Raw genomic sequence first — 15,194 nt, forward strand, 5'->3', positions numbered from 1 at the left:
GCCCTCCTTGGCGGCGCGTCCCTGCTAGCGCGGCACGGCGGCAAGGTCAAAGAGGCTTTGCGCCCTGCCCGTCAATCGCCTATCACAGGGGGCGATACGACCTGTGGAGAGATCATGCGCGCAGCGACCCTTGCCCTGACCCTTGGCACCGTTCTGGCCATCACCGGCTGTTCCCGAATTGGCAGCGACAGCGGGCTGAACCCTCTGGGCTGGTTCGGCGGCTCGCGCCCGGCCGCAACGCTTGAACCGGAGGGCGGATGGGCCACGCCGGAACGCGATGCGCGCCAGCCCGTACCGCAGATCCTTTCCGTCGAGATGGAACCGATGAATGAAGGCCAGATCCTGCTGGTCCGGGCCTTCGCGCCGGTCAAGGGCTGGTACGATCTGGAACTGATCACCGAAGAGCTGCAACCGGCGGGCCAGCTTCGCCCTGACGGGTTCGGCGTGCTGCGGCTGGTTCTGGTCGGCAACCCGCCGGCGGCGGAGGAAGCCACGCTGCCGCTGGCCGCAAACCCGCAGGTGGATATTCTGAACATCGCCCTGCCGGTTTCGACCATCGAGCTGTCGCGGATCCGCGAAATCCAGATCCGCTCCGCGCGCGGCGTGACGACATTGCGCCCCTAAAGCGGCTTCTTGAACCCGATATGGCTGGGTTCATAGCCCAGCCTTTCATAGAACCGATGCGCATCGGCGCGGGCTGCGTTGCTGGTCAACTGCATCAGCCGCGCCCCGCCTGCGCGCGCCCGGGCCTCCGCATCGGCCATCAGCGCCGCACCGGCACCCTGCCCCCGCAAAGCCGCGTCGACACGCACCGCCTCGATCTGCGCCCGCCGGGCGGCGGTCAGCGACAGGCCGGAGATCAGGGTGAGTTGATAGGTGGCGACGATGCGCCCCTCAGCCTCACCGACATAGAGCATATTGCCGCCCTCGGCCTGCATGGCGTCGAAAGCGGCGAGATACGGGGCGGGATCACGGCTCTCGCGCCCCCGTCCCAGCATATCGTCGCTCAGAAGCGCCACGACCGCGGCCACGTCATCGCGCGTCGCTGGCCTGAAATCTATCACGCCGACGCGGCGATGAACTGGCGGATCAGGTCGGGGTCTTTCTGCCCCGGCGCGGATTCGACGCCCGAGGACACATCGACAATGCGGGTGCCGGTCAGGCGGATCGCCTCGCCCACATTCTTAGGCGTAAGCCCCCCCGCCAGCATCCACGGTGTCAGCCATTTGCGGCCTACCAGCAAGCGCCAGTCGAAGGGCAACCCGTTGCCGCCCGGCAGAACCGCGTCTTTCGGGGCTTTCGCATCGACCAGCAGCAGATCCGCGACCAGCCCGTAATCCCAAAGCGCATCGAGATCGTCCGGCCCGGCCACGCCAACCGCCTTCATGACCGGCAGCCCGGTCAGCGCCTTGACCTCCGTCACCCGCTCCGGCGTCTCCGCCCCGTGAAGCTGCACGATGTCGAGGGGGACCACGTCCAGAACCGACCGCAGCAGATCATCATCGGGGTTCACAAACAGCCCGACACGCGCGACACCGGTCGGCACGTCGACAGCCAAGGCGGCAGCATCCTCCGGGCTGACATAGCGCGGCGATTTCGGAAAGAAGTTGAAGCCGAGATAAGCCGCCCCGGCCCCGACCGCCGCCGCGATATGGTCAGGCCGCGTCAGCCCGCAGATCTTGACCTGCGCCAAGGCTCAGCGGGTCGCAGGCAGGGTGCTGCCCGGTGCCGGCTCGGCAGAGGGGACGGGCTTGGGCTTGTCGAGGATCGCCTTGACCTCGTCACGCGGGGCATTGTGGGTATCGCGGAGCGACCCGACCTCGCGCTGAAGCTGGGCCACCTCTTCCTTGCGGCGCGCGGCCTCGCTGCGGATATGCGCCTCGCGCAGCCATTCCCAGATCAGGCCGATGACGATCCCGAACAGGATCGCCAGAAAAATGACCAGGAACAATGGGATGGTGATCTGCCACCCGCCCCAGAAATACTGCTCCAACCCTTCAGGCACGGCGCGCACCGTAACGGTACCGCGATTGGCCAGTGCAATCCCCACCAGAATAATGGCGAGCACGGCGACGAAGAGAAGGCGGATAAAGCGCATGGTATTCCCCGGATCGAATGAAGATCAGCTGGTTACAGCATGTGCCAGATCACGCGTCGTCATTCAACCTGTCACGCAGCAGCTTGCCGGTCTTGAAGAACGGGACATGCTTTTCCTCGACCGGCACGGATTCGCCCGTGCGGGGGTTTCTGCCAACCCGCGCATCGCGCCGCTTGACGGAAAACGCGCCAAAACCGCGCAGCTCCACACGCTCGCCACGCGCCATCGCGTCGATGATTTCGTCAAAAATGGTCGAGACAATCCTGTCCACGTCCCGTTGAACGAGATGCGGATTCTCTTCCGCGATTTTCTGAATAAGCTCTGAACGAATCATTCTTCCCCCGTACATTAACCGCAAGCGAGCCCATTACAAACTCGCAACACTTGTAAGTCAGAAACGCGAAAGTATTCATTTGGTTGCAGAAAAATAGCCATAATTTGCCCCATATGTCAAAAAAAGAAGCCCCCGCCAATCTGCGGGGACCTCTTTCAGTGTGTAAAGCGGCGGAAAATACCGCCTGTCGGCCTTATTCGCGGCTCTTGAGCGCGGCGCCCAGAATATCGCCGAGCGAGGCACCGGAATCGGAGCTGCCATATTGTTCGACGGCTTCTTTCTCTTCCGCGATCTCGCGGGCCTTGATCGACAGGCCCAGACGGCGCGACTTGGCGTCGACATTGGTGACGCGCACGTCGACCTTGTCGCCCACGCCGAAGCGCTCCGGACGCTGGTCCTGACGGTCGCGGGCCAGATCGGACCGGCGGATGAAGGATTTCGCGCCGTTATATTCGACCTCGATCCCGCCATCTTCGATCGCGGTCACTTCGACGGTGATGACGTCGCCACGCTTCACGCCTTCTACGGCTTCGGCCATGGCTTCGTTTTCAAGCGCCTTGATCGACAGCGAGATACGCTCTTTCTCGATATCGACTTCCTGAACGACAGCTTTCACGACATCGCCCTTGCGGAAGTCCTGAATGGCGTCCTCGCCACGGGCATCCCAGGAAATGTCGGACAGGTGAACCATGCCGTCGATTTCGCCGTCGAGACCGACGAACAGACCGAATTCGGTGATGTTCTTGACCTCGCCCTCGATCTGGGTGCCGGCCGGGTGGGTTTCGGCGAAGACTTCCCACGGGTTGCGCATGGTCTGCTTGAGACCAAGGCTGACGCGGCGCTTGGCTTCGTCGATTTCCAGCACCATGACGTCGACTTCCTGAGAGGTCGAGACGATCTTGCCGGGATGGACGTTCTTCTTGGTCCAGCTCATTTCGGAGACGTGGACCAGACCTTCGATGCCCGCTTCCAGTTCGACGAACGCACCGTAATCGGTGATGTTGGTCACGCGGCCCTGATGGACGGAGCCGATCGGGAATTTCTCGCCGACCGAATCCCACGGATCGGCCTGAAGCTGCTTCATGCCAAGGCTGATGCGGTGGCTGTCGCGGTTGATCTTGATGACCTGAACCTTGACGGTTTCACCAATCGACAGGATTTCCGACGGGTGGTTGACCCGGCGCCAGGCCATGTCGGTGACATGCAGCAGGCCGTCAACGCCGCCGAGATCGACGAAGGCACCGTATTCGGTGATGTTCTTGACCACGCCGTCAACCGTCTGGCCTTCGGTGAGGTTGGAGATGACTTCCGCACGCTGTTCGGCACGGCTTTCTTCCAGAATGGCGCGGCGCGAGACGACGATATTGCCACGGCGGCGGTCCATTTTCAGGATCTGGAAGGGCTGTTTCAGACCCATCAGCGGGCCAGCGTCGCGCACCGGGCGGACATCGACCTGAGAGCCGGGCAGGAAGGCCACGGCACCGCCCAGATCGACGGTGAAGCCGCCCTTGACGCGACCGAAGATGGCGCCATCGACGCGCTCTTCCGCAGCATAGGCTTTTTCGAGACGGTCCCACGCCTCTTCACGGCGGGCTTTCTCGCGGCTGATCGAGGCTTCGCCGCGGGCGTTCTCGACGCGGTCCAGATAAACTTCGACCTCGTCGCCGACGCTCAGATTGGCGTCCTCGCCGGGATTGGAGAATTCTTTCAGCTCGACGCGGCCTTCCATTTTGTAGCCAACGTCGATGATGGCCTGTCCGGCCTCAATGGCAATAACCTTGCCTTTAACGACAGACCCCTCGTTCGGGGTGTCGATGTCGAGGCTCTCATTGAGCATCGCCTCGAAGTCTTCCATGCTTGCGCGTTCAGCCATAAGCTTTCGTTTTCCTTTACATTGATTAACTGGCCTGACGGTTGGCTCCGCCGGTCTTTATGAGGCCTTTCGGAACGACAAAGGGTCGAGGCAATGGCCCGACCCGGTCAAAATCGGCCTGTTCTGGCCATGTCATCCGAACGACTTGGCCGCGCATATACGCACAGATCGCGGCAATCACAACCCCGTAACCTGCGTTTCAGGCAGGAAAACACGGGTTTCGGCAGGGTTTCGCCGGGGTTTGGCCGGGGTTTCGCCGGATCAGCCGCGCCGCGCCTCGACCTCGGCCACGGCAATCGCCACGGCCTCGTCAATCGTCATGTCGGTGGTGTCGAGCGTGATCGCATCCTCCGCCGCCAGCAAAGGGGCGGTCTGGCGCGATGAATCGCGGGCGTCGCGTTCGCGCAATGCGGCCAGCGTCTCCGCCGGGTCGGCCCCGATTTCCGCCGCACGCCGCCGCGCCCGGACCGCATCAGAGGCGATGACATAAAGCTTGAGCCGGGCATCGGGGCAGATCACCGTGCCGATGTCGCGCCCGTCCAGCACCGCGCCCGGCTCCTGCACGGCGAAGCGGCGCTGAAACTCCACCAGAGCCTGCCGGACCTCGGGGATCGCTGCCACCCGGCTGGCCGCCTGCCCGGCCTCGTTGCTGCGCAGATCGGGGCGCTCCAGATCCGCCGGCACAAGCGAGCGGGCCACAGCAACCGCATCGCCACCTTTTGCCCCGACCGCCCGATACAGAAGCCCCGTGTCGAGGTGATGAAAGCCGTAGCGCCGCGCCAATGCGCGGGCGATGGTGCCCTTGCCGGACGCTGCGGGCCCGTCGATGGCAATCGTGAACGGCATATCGACCTCATGTGGCTTTCGGCGGGTCTGCCACGGGAAAGGCATGATGCGCAACGCAAAACGCCGGCCCCGTCATGGGACCGGCGTTCTGAAGCTATGAAACGGGATCAGTTTCCGCCGAGGGTCTTGGCGACCTCTGCCGCGAAATCTTCCTCTTTCTTCTCGATGCCTTCACCGACGCCCATGCGCACGAAGGAGAGGACTTCGACGCCGCCATCCTTCGCAGCCTGCGCCACGGTCACATCGGGGTTCACGACGAATTTCTGGCCCAGCAGGGTCACTTCCTCGAAGAACTTGGCCATGCGGCCCTTGATCATGTTCTCGATGATGTTTTCCGGCTTGCCGGATTCGCGCGCCTGCTCGGTCAGGACCGATTTCTCACGCTCAACCAGCGCCGGGTCGAGATCGGCTTCCGACAGCGAGGCCGGGTTGGTCGCGGCGATATGCATCGCGATCTGCTTGCCGATTTCGGGGTTGTTGCCCTTCAGCGCAACCAGAACGCCGATCTTGCCCATGTCCGGCGCGGCGGCGTTGTGGACATAGGAAACCACGCTTTCGCCCTCGACCGCAGCCATACGGCGCAGATCCATCTTCTCGCCGATCTTGGCGACGGCATCGGTCACGACTTCGCTGACCGGCTTGCCGTTCAGCTGCGCGTCACGCAGCGCCTCGGTCGAATCGACGCCCAGAGCGGTCTGCGCGATACCGGCGACCATCTTCTGGAATTCTTCGTTTTTCGCCACGAAGTCGGTTTCCGAGTTCACCTCGACCGCGACGCCCTTGCCACCCTCGACAGCAACCGCGACCAGACCTTCCGCGGCGATGCGGTCGGCTTTCTTGGCGGCTTTCGCCAGACCTTTGGTGCGCAGCCAGTCAACGGCGGCTTCCATGTCGCCGTCATTTTCGGTCAGCGCCTTCTTGGCGTCCATCATGCCTGCGCCGGTGGTTTCGCGCAGCTCTTTCACCATCTGAGCGGTAATCGCCATGTGGCTTCTCCTTCTATGAAGATCGGACGGGACATAGCCCCGCCCGGTAACAGTTCCGTAACGCGTAGGCGTCAGGCGTCCGATTCAGCGGCAACAGTTTCAGCCGCTGCGGTTTCTTCGGTTTCCAGCTCTTCTTCCGGGGCTTCGGCCAATGCGCCGATATCGACGCCAGCCGCGCCCATCTGAGCCGACATGCCGTCAAGTGCCGCGCGGCTTGCCAGATCGCAGTAAAGCGCGATGGCACGGGCTGCGTCGTCATTGCCCGGGATGACGTAATCCACACCCTCGGGCGAGCAGTTGGTGTCGACCACGGCCACGACCGGGATGCCGAGTTTCCTGGCTTCCGCGATGGCGAGGTCTTCCTTGTTCACGTCAACGATGAACAGCAGATCCGGCAGGCCGCCCATTTCGCGGATCCCGCCCAGCGAGGCCTGAAGCTTGGCCTGTTCACGCTCAAGCTGGAGACGCTCTTTCTTGGTCAGGCCTTCGGCGCCCTGCTCCATCGTCTCATCGATGGTTTTCAGGCGGCTGATCGACTGCGAAACGGTTTTCCAGTTGGTCAGCGTACCGCCGAGCCAGCGGTGATTCATGTAGAACTGCGCCGAGCGTTCCGCCGCATCCGCGATCGGCTTCTGCGCCTGACGCTTGGTGCCGACGAACAGAACCCGGCCGCCCTTGGCGACGGTGTCGCGGACGACTTGCAGCGCCTGATCCAGCATCGGAACGGTCTGCGTCAGGTCGAGAATGTGAATGCCGTTGCGGTCGCCATAGATGTATTGCGACATCCGCGGGTTCCAGCGTTGCGTCTGGTGACCGTAGTGAACGCCAGCTTCAAGCAGCTGACGCATGGAGAAATCGGGAAGCGCCATGTCCATTTCCTTTCCGGTTTGCGCCTTGGCAGAGGATTTCAGGGTCGCCCCCAACCGGTGGACCAGACCGGGATGTCTCCCCGGAAGGCCCGCCTCTGCCTGTGAAGTGGGGTGGCATTTAGGCGATCCCCGGCGGTTTGGCAAGCCCCGGTCGCAGCGGGCGGGCCAGAACGCGGCGATCATTCAAATTTTATATAGTTTTCCGCCCCTCAGCGGAAGGCGGGCGGGGGTTTCCGATCCGCGATCAACCGAAGCTTAACCCGGCCCGGATAAAACTGCTGAAACAGACCGAGTGGAGGGATTCTCATATGCGGCATTCTTGCCAGATCAGGCGTCAGGGCGCCGGATTGCCATGACCTGCGTTCTCAAACTGCCCGACCGGCTGGATATTTCCGCCGCAAAACCGCTGTCGCGGGACATCGCCGCCATGACGGGCGATGTGACGCTGGATGCCTCCGAAGTGCGTCTGCTGGGCGGGTTATGCCTGCAGGTGCTGCTTGCGGCCCGGCAGAAGGCGCAGTCGACGGGACGACAATTTCGGATCGTGAACCCTTCGGAGGATTTCACGGCGGCCCTGACGCAGTTCGGCATCCGCCCCGGCCAGCTGATCGACGGAGAAGACGGATGAGCCTCAGCGTGCTTGCGGTCGATGACAGCCGCACCATGCGCGACATGCTGCGCATATCGCTCGTCAGCGCCGGGATGGAGATCACCACTGCCGAAGACGGGCTGGACGGGTTGGAAACGCTGGAGACGTTGCAGCCCGATGCGATCATCTCTGATGTGAATATGCCGCGCATGGACGGGTTCGCCTTCATCGAGGCGGTGCGCCGGATCGACCGGCTGCGCGCGACGCCGATTCTGATGCTGACCACTGAAAGCGCGCCGGAGATGAAGGCGCGGGCGCGCAATGCCGGGGCCACAGGCTGGATCGTGAAACCGTTCGACCCGCAAAAGCTGGTCGCCGCGCTTCATATGGTGACCGGGTAAGGGGGTGTCTGATGAGCAATGATCCGATGGCAGAAATCCGAGCTTCGTTCTTTGTGGAATGCGAGGAATTGCTGGAGAGCCTTCAGGATGCGCTGATCGCGCTGGATGACGGCACCGGCAATACCGAGACGGTGAATGTGGTGTTTCGCGCCGTCCATTCGATCAAGGGCGGCGCCGGTGCGTTCGGGCTGGATGCGCTGGTGGGTTTCGCGCATCGCTATGAAACCGTCATGGATGAGCTGCGCGCCGGCAGGCTGGAGGTGACGCCGGACGCGGTCAAGCTGCTGTTTCAGGCGGCGGATATGCTGCAGGACCATGTCCGCGCCGCACGGGATGATGAGGCCGCACCGGAGGGGGCGGAGGAAGTTCTGGTCCGGCTTGAGGCGTTGCTGGGCGATCAGGCTGGTGCGGCGGAGGACGAATTGGAGTTCAGCCCCGCCGGATTGGTGCTGGATTTCGGAGAGACGGAGGCCGCGCCGGAACCGGAGGAACCCGTCTGGCAGCTTCGCTTCACCCCACAGGCGGGGCTTTATGCCAGCGGCAACGAAACCCTGCTGATCCTGCGCAGCCTGTCGCATTTGGGCGAGGTGCAAGTCACATGCGAGATCCCGGCGGATCTGCCCGCCCCGACCGGGGAGAACGCGGAAACGCCGCTGCTGTCGTGGACGGTGACGCTGATGGGCGATGTGACGCGAGCGGATATCGAGCAGGTTTTCGATTTCGTCGCGGATGTCTGCGATCTGGAGATTTCGCAAACGGCATGGGCCGGGGAACGCGCGGCGTTGGCCGCTGCGCCGTCGCCTGTCGAGGCGCGTCAGGAAAACGCCGCCGCTTCATCGGGCGGCGCAGCGCCCCCAGAAACGCTGCCGGAGAATGTCACACCGATTTCTCCCCTTCCGGCGGACAAGCCCGCCAGCGCGTCAAGCGCCAAGCCGAATATTCCCTCTGCGACGGTGCGCGTCGATCTGGAGAAGATCGACCGGCTGGTCAACCTTGTGGGCGAGCTGGTCATCAATCAGGCCATGCTGGCGCAGAGCGTCGACGAGGCCGGGATCGGTCATCACCCGGAGGTTCTGGCCGGGCTGGAATCCTTCATGAGCCTGACGCGGGATATTCAGGAAAGCGTCATGATGATCCGCGCCCAGCCGGTCAAATCACTGTTTCAGCGCATGGGACGGATCGTCCGCGAAGCCTCTCTGAGCGTCGGCAAGCAGGTCAGGCTGCGGACCGAGGGCGAATATACCGAGGTCGACAAGACCGTGATCGAGGGGCTAGCCGAGCCGCTGACCCATATGATCCGCAATGCCGTCGATCACGGGCTGGAAACGCCGCAGATCCGCCGCGATTGCGGCAAACCCGCCGAGGGGGTCATTACGCTGTCGGCCAGCCATCGCGCGGGTCGGGTCATGATCGAGCTGGAGGATGACGGGGCCGGGATCAATCGCGGCAAGGTGCGCGATATTGCCGTCCGCAAAGGGCTGGTGGCGGAAACAGCGCAGCTGAGCGATGCGGAGATCGACAATCTGCTGTTCCTGCCCGGATTTTCGACGGCGGATCAGGTGTCGTCGCTGTCGGGCCGGGGTGTCGGCATGGATGTCGTCAAAAGCGCGATCACCGGGCTTGGCGGGCGGGTTTCGATCACCAGCGCGCCCAGGGTCGGCACGAAATTCTCGATCTCGCTGCCGCTGACGCTGGCAGTGCTGGACGGGATGGTCGTGCAGGCTGCCGGGCAGACGCTGGTTGTGCCGCTTTCCGCGATTATCGAGACGGCAAAGCTGCGCGACGCCACCATTCAGCGCATCGCCGCCGGGGGTGAGATGATGCAGATCCGGGGCGAGTTCGTGCCGCTTCTGGATCTCGGCCAGCGGCTCGGCTTCCGCGCCGGGCGCGGCGGTGCCGATCCGGGGGCGGATCAAGGGATCGTGCTGCTGATTGCCGAGGATGACGGACGCCGCGCGGCGCTGATCGTGGATGCGATCATGGAACAGCGTCAGGTCGTCATCAAAGGGCTGGGGCAGAGCTACGGCAATATTCCCGGCGTCGCCGCCGCGACCATCCTTGGCGACGGTCAAATCGCGCTGATCCTCGATCCGGCGGATCTGGTCCGGTCGGGCAGCGCATCTTCTTCACAGGATCTGAAAGCAGTTGGATAAGATAATGATCAAGAACGCAGACGAAGCCGCCGAGCATGATCTGGAACTGCTGTCCTTCCGGGTGCAGGATCAGGAATATTGCGTCGACATCATGTCGGTGCGGGAGATACGGGGCTGGACGGTGGCGACACCCCTGCCCTTTGCGCCGCCGCATATCAAGGGTGTGATCAATCTGCGCGGCACGGTGCTGCCGGTGGTGGACCTGTCCGCACGGCTGGGGATGCGCGCGATCGAGCCCGCTGACCGCAATGTCATCATCGTCGTCAGCCTTGACGGCAACCCGGCTGGCCTGCTGGTCGACGCAGTCTCCGACATCCTGACCGTGTCGCCCGCGGAGATGCAGACCCCGCCGGAGATCGGGCCTTCGGAAGGAACCGCATTCATCCGGTCGCTGCTGCTGGTCGGGGACAAGCTGATCCGGCTGCTGGATCTGGATCATATCGTGACCCGGGAGACGCGGGATGTCGCATGAGCCTCGCCATGCCGATTGAGATGGGCTGGTCGATGAGCGACCGGGAGTTCAGGGAATTGCGGCGGATCATCCATGCCTGTTCTGGCATCGTCATCGGCCCGGAAAAGCACAGCATGATCCGGGCGCGGCTGCAAAAGCGGATGCAGGCGCTTGGGTTCTCTGCCATGTCGCAATATCTGGACCTGCTGAACGGCCCGTCGGGGCGGGCGGAGCGGAATCGGTTCATTTCCTCGCTGACGACGAATTTCACCTCGTTCTTCCGTGAGGCGCATCATTTCGACCTGCTGACCGAGACCATTCTGCCGTCGATCACCGATGACAGCGACGGGATCCACATCTGGTCGGCGGGATGCAGCAGCGGGCAGGAACCCTATTCGATTGCCATGACGATCCTGGATGCGCGGCCAGAGCTTGCCGCGAAGGTGAAGATACTGGCCACGGATATCGACGCCACGATCATCGACAAGGCGAAGCAGGGGATTTTCAGGCCGGGCGAACTTTCCGGGGTCGGAACGGGCTGCCTGTCGCGGCATTTCACCCCGGTTGCCGGGCAGACAGATGAGCATATGCTGAGGATCTCGCGCAGGGTCTCGCGCCTTGTGACGTTTCAGCAACTGAATCTGGTGTCCGAATGGTCGCTCACCCAGCATTTTCATGTGATCTTCTGCCGCAATGTCGCGATCTATTTCGATCAGTCGGCGCAGGACCGGCTGTGGCGCAAGCTGAGCCTGCATCTGAGGCCCGGCGGCTGGCTGCTGATCGGCCATTCGGAGCGGGTGCCGGTGATCCAGCACGACTATCTTCAGCCCAGCGGTCTGACCGCCTACCGCAAACCCGACTGAACGCGCGAGGGAAACAAAATGAGCCTCAAAGACCAAATCCAGATCCTCGTGGTCGATGACATGTCGACCAGCCGGGCGCTGATCGTTCAGGCGCTGGAATCGATGGGCATCGCCAATATTCACCACGCTGCCAGCGGTGCCGATGCAATCGGCCTGCTGGCGGCAAAGCCGGTGCATCTGGTGCTGTCGGATTACAATATGCCGGGGATGGACGGGATCGAACTGCTTCGCGCGCTTCGCGGCAATGCGAAAACCAAGGGGATCGGCTTCATCCTCATCACCGGCAAGGCGGATAAGGAGATCGTCGACAGCGGCAAGGCGCTCGGCATGAATAATTTCATCAAGAAACCCTTCGGCGCCCCCGATCTGCGCGCCTGTCTTGAAGCCGTGGTCGGGCGGTTATGAGCGACGCGCCGGATCATCTGCCGGTCGGTGATCTGCTGCGCAATGCGGCGCAGATATTGCGGGCCGGTGCGGCAGACGCCCACAAACTGCAATTGCATCTGGCCGCCGTGATGGAGGCGGAGCAGCGTCATCGCGGTGTCGCGGCGGATGTCGCGCTGCTGCAGTCGCTGGATCGGATGACGCAGATTCTGGACGATCTGGCCGTCGCACTTGGTCTTGCGGCCGGCTCGGAAATACAGGGGCGTGTCATGGGGTGGCAGGAAATTCTGCACCATCTCAGATTGCGCCACGTCGCGCAGACGCTGAGTTCGGGCAGCACGGATCACGGCAAGGGCGGGCAGATCGAGATTTTCTGATCCGCGCCGCCGTCCGGTCAGCTGACCACCTCGCCCTCATCGATAAGGGCTTTCAGCTTTGTCACCTGCCGCTCCAGCAAGACGCGGTCGCCGCGCGATTCCGCGTTCAGGCGCAGCACGGGTTCGGTATTCGAGGTCCGCAGGTTGAACCGCCACGCGCCCATATCCAGCGACAGCCCGTCCGTGTCATCGCGCCCCTTGGCGTCGGCGACGAAGGCGGCCTCCACCCGTGCGCGGGCGAGATCGGGGTCGAGCACGACGAAGTTGATCTCGCCAGATGACGGAAACTCCGACCGTCTCTCGGCAATCAGCGCGGACAGGCTTTGCCCGGAGCGCCCGATCAGTTCGATGACCAGAAGCCACGGGATCATGCCGCTGTCGCAACAGACGAAATCGCGGAAATAGTGATGCGCCGACATTTCGCCGCCATAGACCGCGCCATGTTCGCGCAGCGCCGCCTTGAGGAACGCATGCCCGGTGCGCGACTGGATCGCGGTGCCGCCCCCAGCCTCGACAATGTCGCGGGTGTTCCAGACGACGCGCGGATCATGGACGATCTTCGCGCCGGGTTCGCGGGCCAGAAAGGCGGCGGCGAGCAGTCCGACCATATATTCGCCATCCACGAAGGCGCCGGTTTCGTCGAAGAAGAAACAGCGGTCGAAATCGCCGTCGAAGGCAATGCCGAGATCGGCGTTGTGATCGCGCACGGCATTGGCCGTGACAGGCTGGTTTTCCGGCAGAAGCGGGTTCGGAATGCCGTTCGGGAAACTGCCATCGGGCTGGTGATGGATGCGGATGAATTCCAGCGGCGCGCCCGCCGTCAGCAGCGCATCGGCAATCGCGTCGAAGGTCGGGCCAGCCGTGCCATTGCCGCAATTGACCACGATTTTCAGCGGCTTCAGCGCCGGGACATGGACGAACTGCATCACCCGCGCGACATAGGCCGCCCGCGCCTCTGCGGCGACATCCCGGCGCGTGCCGCCCGGACGCGGCGCGCCGAAATCATCCGCCTCCGCCAGATCGCGGATCGCCAGCAGGCCGGACTCGCTGCCAAGGGGCGCAGACCCGGCGCGGACCATTTTCATGCCGTTATAATCCATCGGGTTATGGGACGCGGTGACCTCGATCCCGCCATCGGCCCCAAAATGGGTAACGGCATAATACATCTCTTCCGTGCCGCAGAGGCCGAGATCGAACACCTCCACGCCTTCGTCGCTCAGCGCACGGGCGACGGCATCGGCCAGTTCCTCGCTGGAGGCGCGATTGTCCCGGCCCAGCACCACGACCCGTGCATACAGAGCCCGCGCAAAGCCGCGGCCAATGCGGTATGCGATACCCGCATCCAGATTTTCACCCAGACGGCCACGAATGTCGTAGGCCTTGAAACAGCTTAGTCCGGTCATCAGCCCTTGGCCCCCTGCCCGCGTGCATAGATGTCGTCGTAGCGGACGATGTCGTCCTCGCCCAGATAACTGCCGGTCTGGACCTCGATCAGCACCATCGGCAGCTTGCCGGGGTTTTCCATCCGGTGAACCGAGCCGAGCGGGACATATACGGATTGGTTTTCACTGACCAGCCGCACCTCGTCATCGACGGTCACCTTGGCCGTGCCTTCGACGACGATCCAGTGTTCGGCGCGGTGATGATGGCTTTGCAGGCTCAGCGCCGCGCCTGGATTGACGACGATGCGCTTGACCTGAAAGCGCGATCCCAGCACGAGCGTTTCATACCAGCCCCAGGGCCGGTAATCGCGCGGCAAGGTCTCGGCCTGCGGCTGCTGGCGCGATTTCAGCAGATCGACCGCCTTACGCACATCCTGCGCGCGGTCCTTCGGCGCGACCAGAACCGCATCCGGCATCGCCACTGCAATGATGTTGTCCAACCCGATCCCGACCAGCACCTGTTTTTCGGATTCGGCGCGCAAAAGCGTGTCGCGGCAGTCAATGGCCTCTGCCGGGCCTGACAGGGCGACGCCTGCCGCATCCGGCCCCATCTCGCGCCAGACCGCATCCCAGCCGCCGAGATCGGACCAACCGGCGGAGAACGGCACCACGGCGAGGTTTTCCGCCTTTTCCATCACCGCGTAATCGACGGAGATCGAGGGCGCTTGCGCGTAATGCTCCGGCGCGAGGCGCAGGAAGCCGAGATCGACGGTCGCGTGTTGCAGCGCTGCGGCGACGGGGCCAGTGACATCGGCGGCATGGCGGCTGAATGCCTCGACCATATCGGCAGCGCGGGCGAGGAATATTCCGGCATTCCACAGAAAGTTGCCGGAGGCGAGCATCTCGGCGGCGCGCTCGGCCTGTGGTTTTTCGACGAAGCGGATCAGATCGACCGCGCCCGCATCCGCAGGTGCTGCACCGAGTTCGAGATAGCCATATCCGGTTTCGGGCCGGTCGGGGGTGATCCCGAAGGTCACGATCTTGCCCGCCTGCACGGCGGAAAGCCCAGAACCGACCGCATCCCGGAAGGCCGCAGCGTCGGGAATGGCGTGATCGGAGGGGGCTATCAGCATCACCGCATCGGGATCGCGCGCGTTCAGGTAGAGGGCGGCGGCAAGGACGGCGGGGGCGGTATTGCGCGGCTCCGGCTCGATCAGCACGGCACCGGGATCGACGCCGACCGCCGCCAGTTGCTCCGTCACGACGAAGCGGAAATCCGAGCCGGTGACGACGACCGGGGCCTGAAAGCCGCTGCCGTCCTGATCGGGCGCAAAGCGCAGCGCCGCCTGCTGGAACAGGGTTTCTTCACCCAGAAGCTGCACGAATTGCTTCGGGTAGGATTTGCGCGACAACGGCCAGAGCCGGGTGCCGGAACCGCCGCAGAGGATAACGGGATAGAGTCGGGCAGGATCAGTCGCCATATCGTCCGGTCTTTCAGCTCAGCTTCAGATCGCGTTTAAGTTGCGCCTTCGGGCGCGAACGCATCGCACCCGTGTCACTACGCGGCCCGGACCAAATAGGCAATGTT

At 63.4% G+C, this 15,194-nt stretch carries 18 protein-coding genes; 8 read left to right on the forward strand and 10 right to left on the reverse strand.

The window, feature by feature from the left end; all coding sequences use genetic code 11:
• Positions 1-114 precede the first annotated feature (114 nt).
• Positions 115-624 (forward strand): hypothetical protein, encoded by a 510-nt coding sequence (locus PAF12_RS06875; RefSeq protein ID WP_271109423.1) that lies wholly within the window; start codon positions 115-117, stop codon positions 622-624.
• On the opposite strand, the gene PAF12_RS06880 is transcribed toward PAF12_RS06875, so the two are convergent.
• The 8 genes from PAF12_RS06880 to rpsB all read right to left on the reverse strand — a co-directional run bounded on the left by PAF12_RS06880 (position 621) and on the right by rpsB (position 7,006).
• Entirely contained in the window at positions 621-1,064 is a 444-nt protein-coding gene (locus tag PAF12_RS06880; RefSeq protein WP_271109424.1) for a GNAT family N-acetyltransferase, read from the reverse strand. The genes PAF12_RS06875 and PAF12_RS06880 overlap by 4 nt on opposite strands.
• The gene (locus tag PAF12_RS06885; protein ID WP_271109425.1) at positions 1,061-1,693 is read right to left on the reverse strand and encodes a phosphoribosylanthranilate isomerase; all 633 of its coding nucleotides are present in this window, start codon (positions 1,691-1,693) and stop codon (positions 1,061-1,063) included. The genes PAF12_RS06880 and PAF12_RS06885 overlap by 4 nt, the downstream gene beginning before the upstream one ends.
• 3 nt (positions 1,694-1,696) lie before the next feature.
• The gene (locus PAF12_RS06890; protein WP_271109426.1) at positions 1,697-2,098 is read right to left on the reverse strand and encodes a lipopolysaccharide assembly LapA domain-containing protein; all 402 of its coding nucleotides are present in this window, start codon (positions 2,096-2,098) and stop codon (positions 1,697-1,699) included.
• A gap of 49 nt (positions 2,099-2,147) precedes the next feature.
• The gene (gene ihfB / locus PAF12_RS06895; protein ID WP_271109427.1) at positions 2,148-2,447 is read right to left on the reverse strand and encodes an integration host factor subunit beta; all 300 of its coding nucleotides are present in this window, start codon (positions 2,445-2,447) and stop codon (positions 2,148-2,150) included.
• Positions 2,448-2,625: 178 nt separating this feature from the next.
• Positions 2,626-4,305 (reverse strand): 30S ribosomal protein S1, encoded by a 1,680-nt coding sequence (gene rpsA, locus PAF12_RS06900; protein WP_271109428.1) that lies wholly within the window; start codon positions 4,303-4,305, stop codon positions 2,626-2,628.
• Between the two features lie 261 nt (positions 4,306-4,566).
• Positions 4,567-5,151, reverse strand: coding sequence for a d(CMP) kinase (locus PAF12_RS06905; protein ID WP_271109665.1), 585 nt, complete (start codon positions 5,149-5,151; stop codon positions 4,567-4,569).
• A gap of 107 nt (positions 5,152-5,258) precedes the next feature.
• Complete coding sequence (tsf, locus tag PAF12_RS06910) at positions 5,259-6,137, reverse strand: translation elongation factor Ts (protein ID WP_271109430.1); 879 nt, start codon at positions 6,135-6,137, stop codon at positions 5,259-5,261.
• 71 nt (positions 6,138-6,208) lie between these two features.
• Positions 6,209-7,006 carry a 30S ribosomal protein S2 gene (gene rpsB, locus PAF12_RS06915; RefSeq protein WP_271109432.1) on the reverse strand — a complete coding sequence of 266 codons (798 nt, stop codon included), beginning with the start codon at positions 7,004-7,006 and terminating at the stop codon, positions 6,209-6,211.
• A gap of 352 nt (positions 7,007-7,358) precedes the next feature.
• Here rpsB and PAF12_RS06920 point away from each other — a divergent pair, with 352 nt between their 5' ends.
• From PAF12_RS06920 to PAF12_RS06950, 7 genes are read left to right on the forward strand one after another with little or no spacing between them, the layout of a single operon-like run.
• Positions 7,359-7,634: an STAS domain-containing protein gene (locus PAF12_RS06920; RefSeq protein WP_271109433.1), complete on the forward strand. Its 276-nt coding sequence runs from the start codon at positions 7,359-7,361 to the stop codon at positions 7,632-7,634.
• A complete protein-coding gene (locus tag PAF12_RS06925) occupies positions 7,631-7,996 on the forward strand; it encodes a response regulator (protein ID WP_271109434.1) in 366 nt (121 codons plus the stop codon). Before PAF12_RS06920 ends, PAF12_RS06925 begins: the two co-directional genes overlap by 4 nt.
• 11 nt (positions 7,997-8,007) lie before the next feature.
• The gene (locus PAF12_RS06930; RefSeq protein ID WP_271109435.1) at positions 8,008-10,149 is read left to right on the forward strand and encodes a chemotaxis protein CheA; all 2,142 of its coding nucleotides are present in this window, start codon (positions 8,008-8,010) and stop codon (positions 10,147-10,149) included.
• Positions 10,150-10,153: 4 nt separating this feature from the next.
• On the forward strand, positions 10,154-10,621 hold the full coding sequence (locus PAF12_RS06935; protein WP_271109436.1) for a chemotaxis protein CheW: 468 nt from the start codon (positions 10,154-10,156) through the stop codon (positions 10,619-10,621).
• Positions 10,618-11,463 (forward strand): protein-glutamate O-methyltransferase CheR, encoded by an 846-nt coding sequence (locus PAF12_RS06940; protein ID WP_271109437.1) that lies wholly within the window; start codon positions 10,618-10,620, stop codon positions 11,461-11,463. The genes PAF12_RS06935 and PAF12_RS06940 overlap by 4 nt, the downstream gene beginning before the upstream one ends.
• 18 nt (positions 11,464-11,481) lie before the next feature.
• A complete protein-coding gene (locus PAF12_RS06945; protein ID WP_271109438.1) occupies positions 11,482-11,868 on the forward strand; it encodes a response regulator in 387 nt (128 codons plus the stop codon).
• Positions 11,865-12,224, forward strand: coding sequence for a hypothetical protein (locus PAF12_RS06950; protein ID WP_271109439.1), 360 nt, complete (start codon positions 11,865-11,867; stop codon positions 12,222-12,224). The genes PAF12_RS06945 and PAF12_RS06950 overlap by 4 nt, the downstream gene beginning before the upstream one ends.
• 17 nt (positions 12,225-12,241) lie before the next feature.
• Here the strand turns inward: PAF12_RS06950 and PAF12_RS06955 are convergent, their stop codons facing one another.
• Together PAF12_RS06955 and PAF12_RS06960 are read right to left on the reverse strand one after the other, a co-directional pair.
• Positions 12,242-13,627: a phosphomannomutase gene (locus tag PAF12_RS06955; RefSeq protein WP_271109440.1), complete on the reverse strand. Its 1,386-nt coding sequence runs from the start codon at positions 13,625-13,627 to the stop codon at positions 12,242-12,244.
• A complete protein-coding gene (locus tag PAF12_RS06960) occupies positions 13,627-15,087 on the reverse strand; it encodes a mannose-1-phosphate guanylyltransferase/mannose-6-phosphate isomerase (protein WP_271109441.1) in 1,461 nt (486 codons plus the stop codon). The genes PAF12_RS06955 and PAF12_RS06960 overlap by 1 nt, the downstream gene beginning before the upstream one ends.
• Between the last annotated feature and the right edge of the window lie 107 nt (positions 15,088-15,194).

It is taken from the genome of Paracoccus sp. SCSIO 75233 (assembly GCF_027912675.1).
Lineage (GTDB): Bacteria > Pseudomonadota > Alphaproteobacteria > Rhodobacterales > Rhodobacteraceae > Paracoccus.

What these genes read in the sequence shown, in the direction of transcription:
- PAF12_RS06875 (WP_271109423.1), top strand. Translation starts at nt 115, where the DNA reads ATGCGCGCAGCGACCCTTGCCCTGACCCTTGGCACCGTTCTGGCCATC.
- PAF12_RS06890 (WP_271109426.1), bottom strand. Translation starts at nt 2,098, where the DNA reads ATGCGCTTTATCCGCCTTCTCTTCGTCGCCGTGCTCGCCATTATTCTG.
- ihfB (WP_271109427.1), bottom strand. Translation starts at nt 2,447, where the DNA reads ATGTACGGGGGAAGAATGATTCGTTCAGAGCTTATTCAGAAAATCGCG.
- rpsA (WP_271109428.1), bottom strand. Translation starts at nt 4,305, where the DNA reads ATGGCTGAACGCGCAAGCATGGAAGACTTCGAGGCGATGCTCAATGAG.
- PAF12_RS06905 (WP_271109665.1), bottom strand. Translation starts at nt 5,151, where the DNA reads ATGCCGTTCACGATTGCCATCGACGGGCCCGCAGCGTCCGGCAAGGGC.
- tsf (WP_271109430.1), bottom strand. Translation starts at nt 6,137, where the DNA reads ATGGCGATTACCGCTCAGATGGTGAAAGAGCTGCGCGAAACCACCGGC.
- rpsB (WP_271109432.1), bottom strand. Translation starts at nt 7,006, where the DNA reads ATGGCGCTTCCCGATTTCTCCATGCGTCAGCTGCTTGAAGCTGGCGTT.
- PAF12_RS06920 (WP_271109433.1), top strand. Translation starts at nt 7,359, where the DNA reads ATGACCTGCGTTCTCAAACTGCCCGACCGGCTGGATATTTCCGCCGCA.
- PAF12_RS06925 (WP_271109434.1), top strand. Translation starts at nt 7,631, where the DNA reads ATGAGCCTCAGCGTGCTTGCGGTCGATGACAGCCGCACCATGCGCGAC.
- PAF12_RS06930 (WP_271109435.1), top strand. Translation starts at nt 8,008, where the DNA reads ATGAGCAATGATCCGATGGCAGAAATCCGAGCTTCGTTCTTTGTGGAA.
- PAF12_RS06935 (WP_271109436.1), top strand. Translation starts at nt 10,154, where the DNA reads ATGATCAAGAACGCAGACGAAGCCGCCGAGCATGATCTGGAACTGCTG.
- PAF12_RS06940 (WP_271109437.1), top strand. Translation starts at nt 10,618, where the DNA reads ATGAGCCTCGCCATGCCGATTGAGATGGGCTGGTCGATGAGCGACCGG.
- PAF12_RS06945 (WP_271109438.1), top strand. Translation starts at nt 11,482, where the DNA reads ATGAGCCTCAAAGACCAAATCCAGATCCTCGTGGTCGATGACATGTCG.
- PAF12_RS06950 (WP_271109439.1), top strand. Translation starts at nt 11,865, where the DNA reads ATGAGCGACGCGCCGGATCATCTGCCGGTCGGTGATCTGCTGCGCAAT.
- PAF12_RS06955 (WP_271109440.1), bottom strand. Translation starts at nt 13,627, where the DNA reads ATGACCGGACTAAGCTGTTTCAAGGCCTACGACATTCGTGGCCGTCTG.
- PAF12_RS06960 (WP_271109441.1), bottom strand. Translation starts at nt 15,087, where the DNA reads ATGGCGACTGATCCTGCCCGACTCTATCCCGTTATCCTCTGCGGCGGT.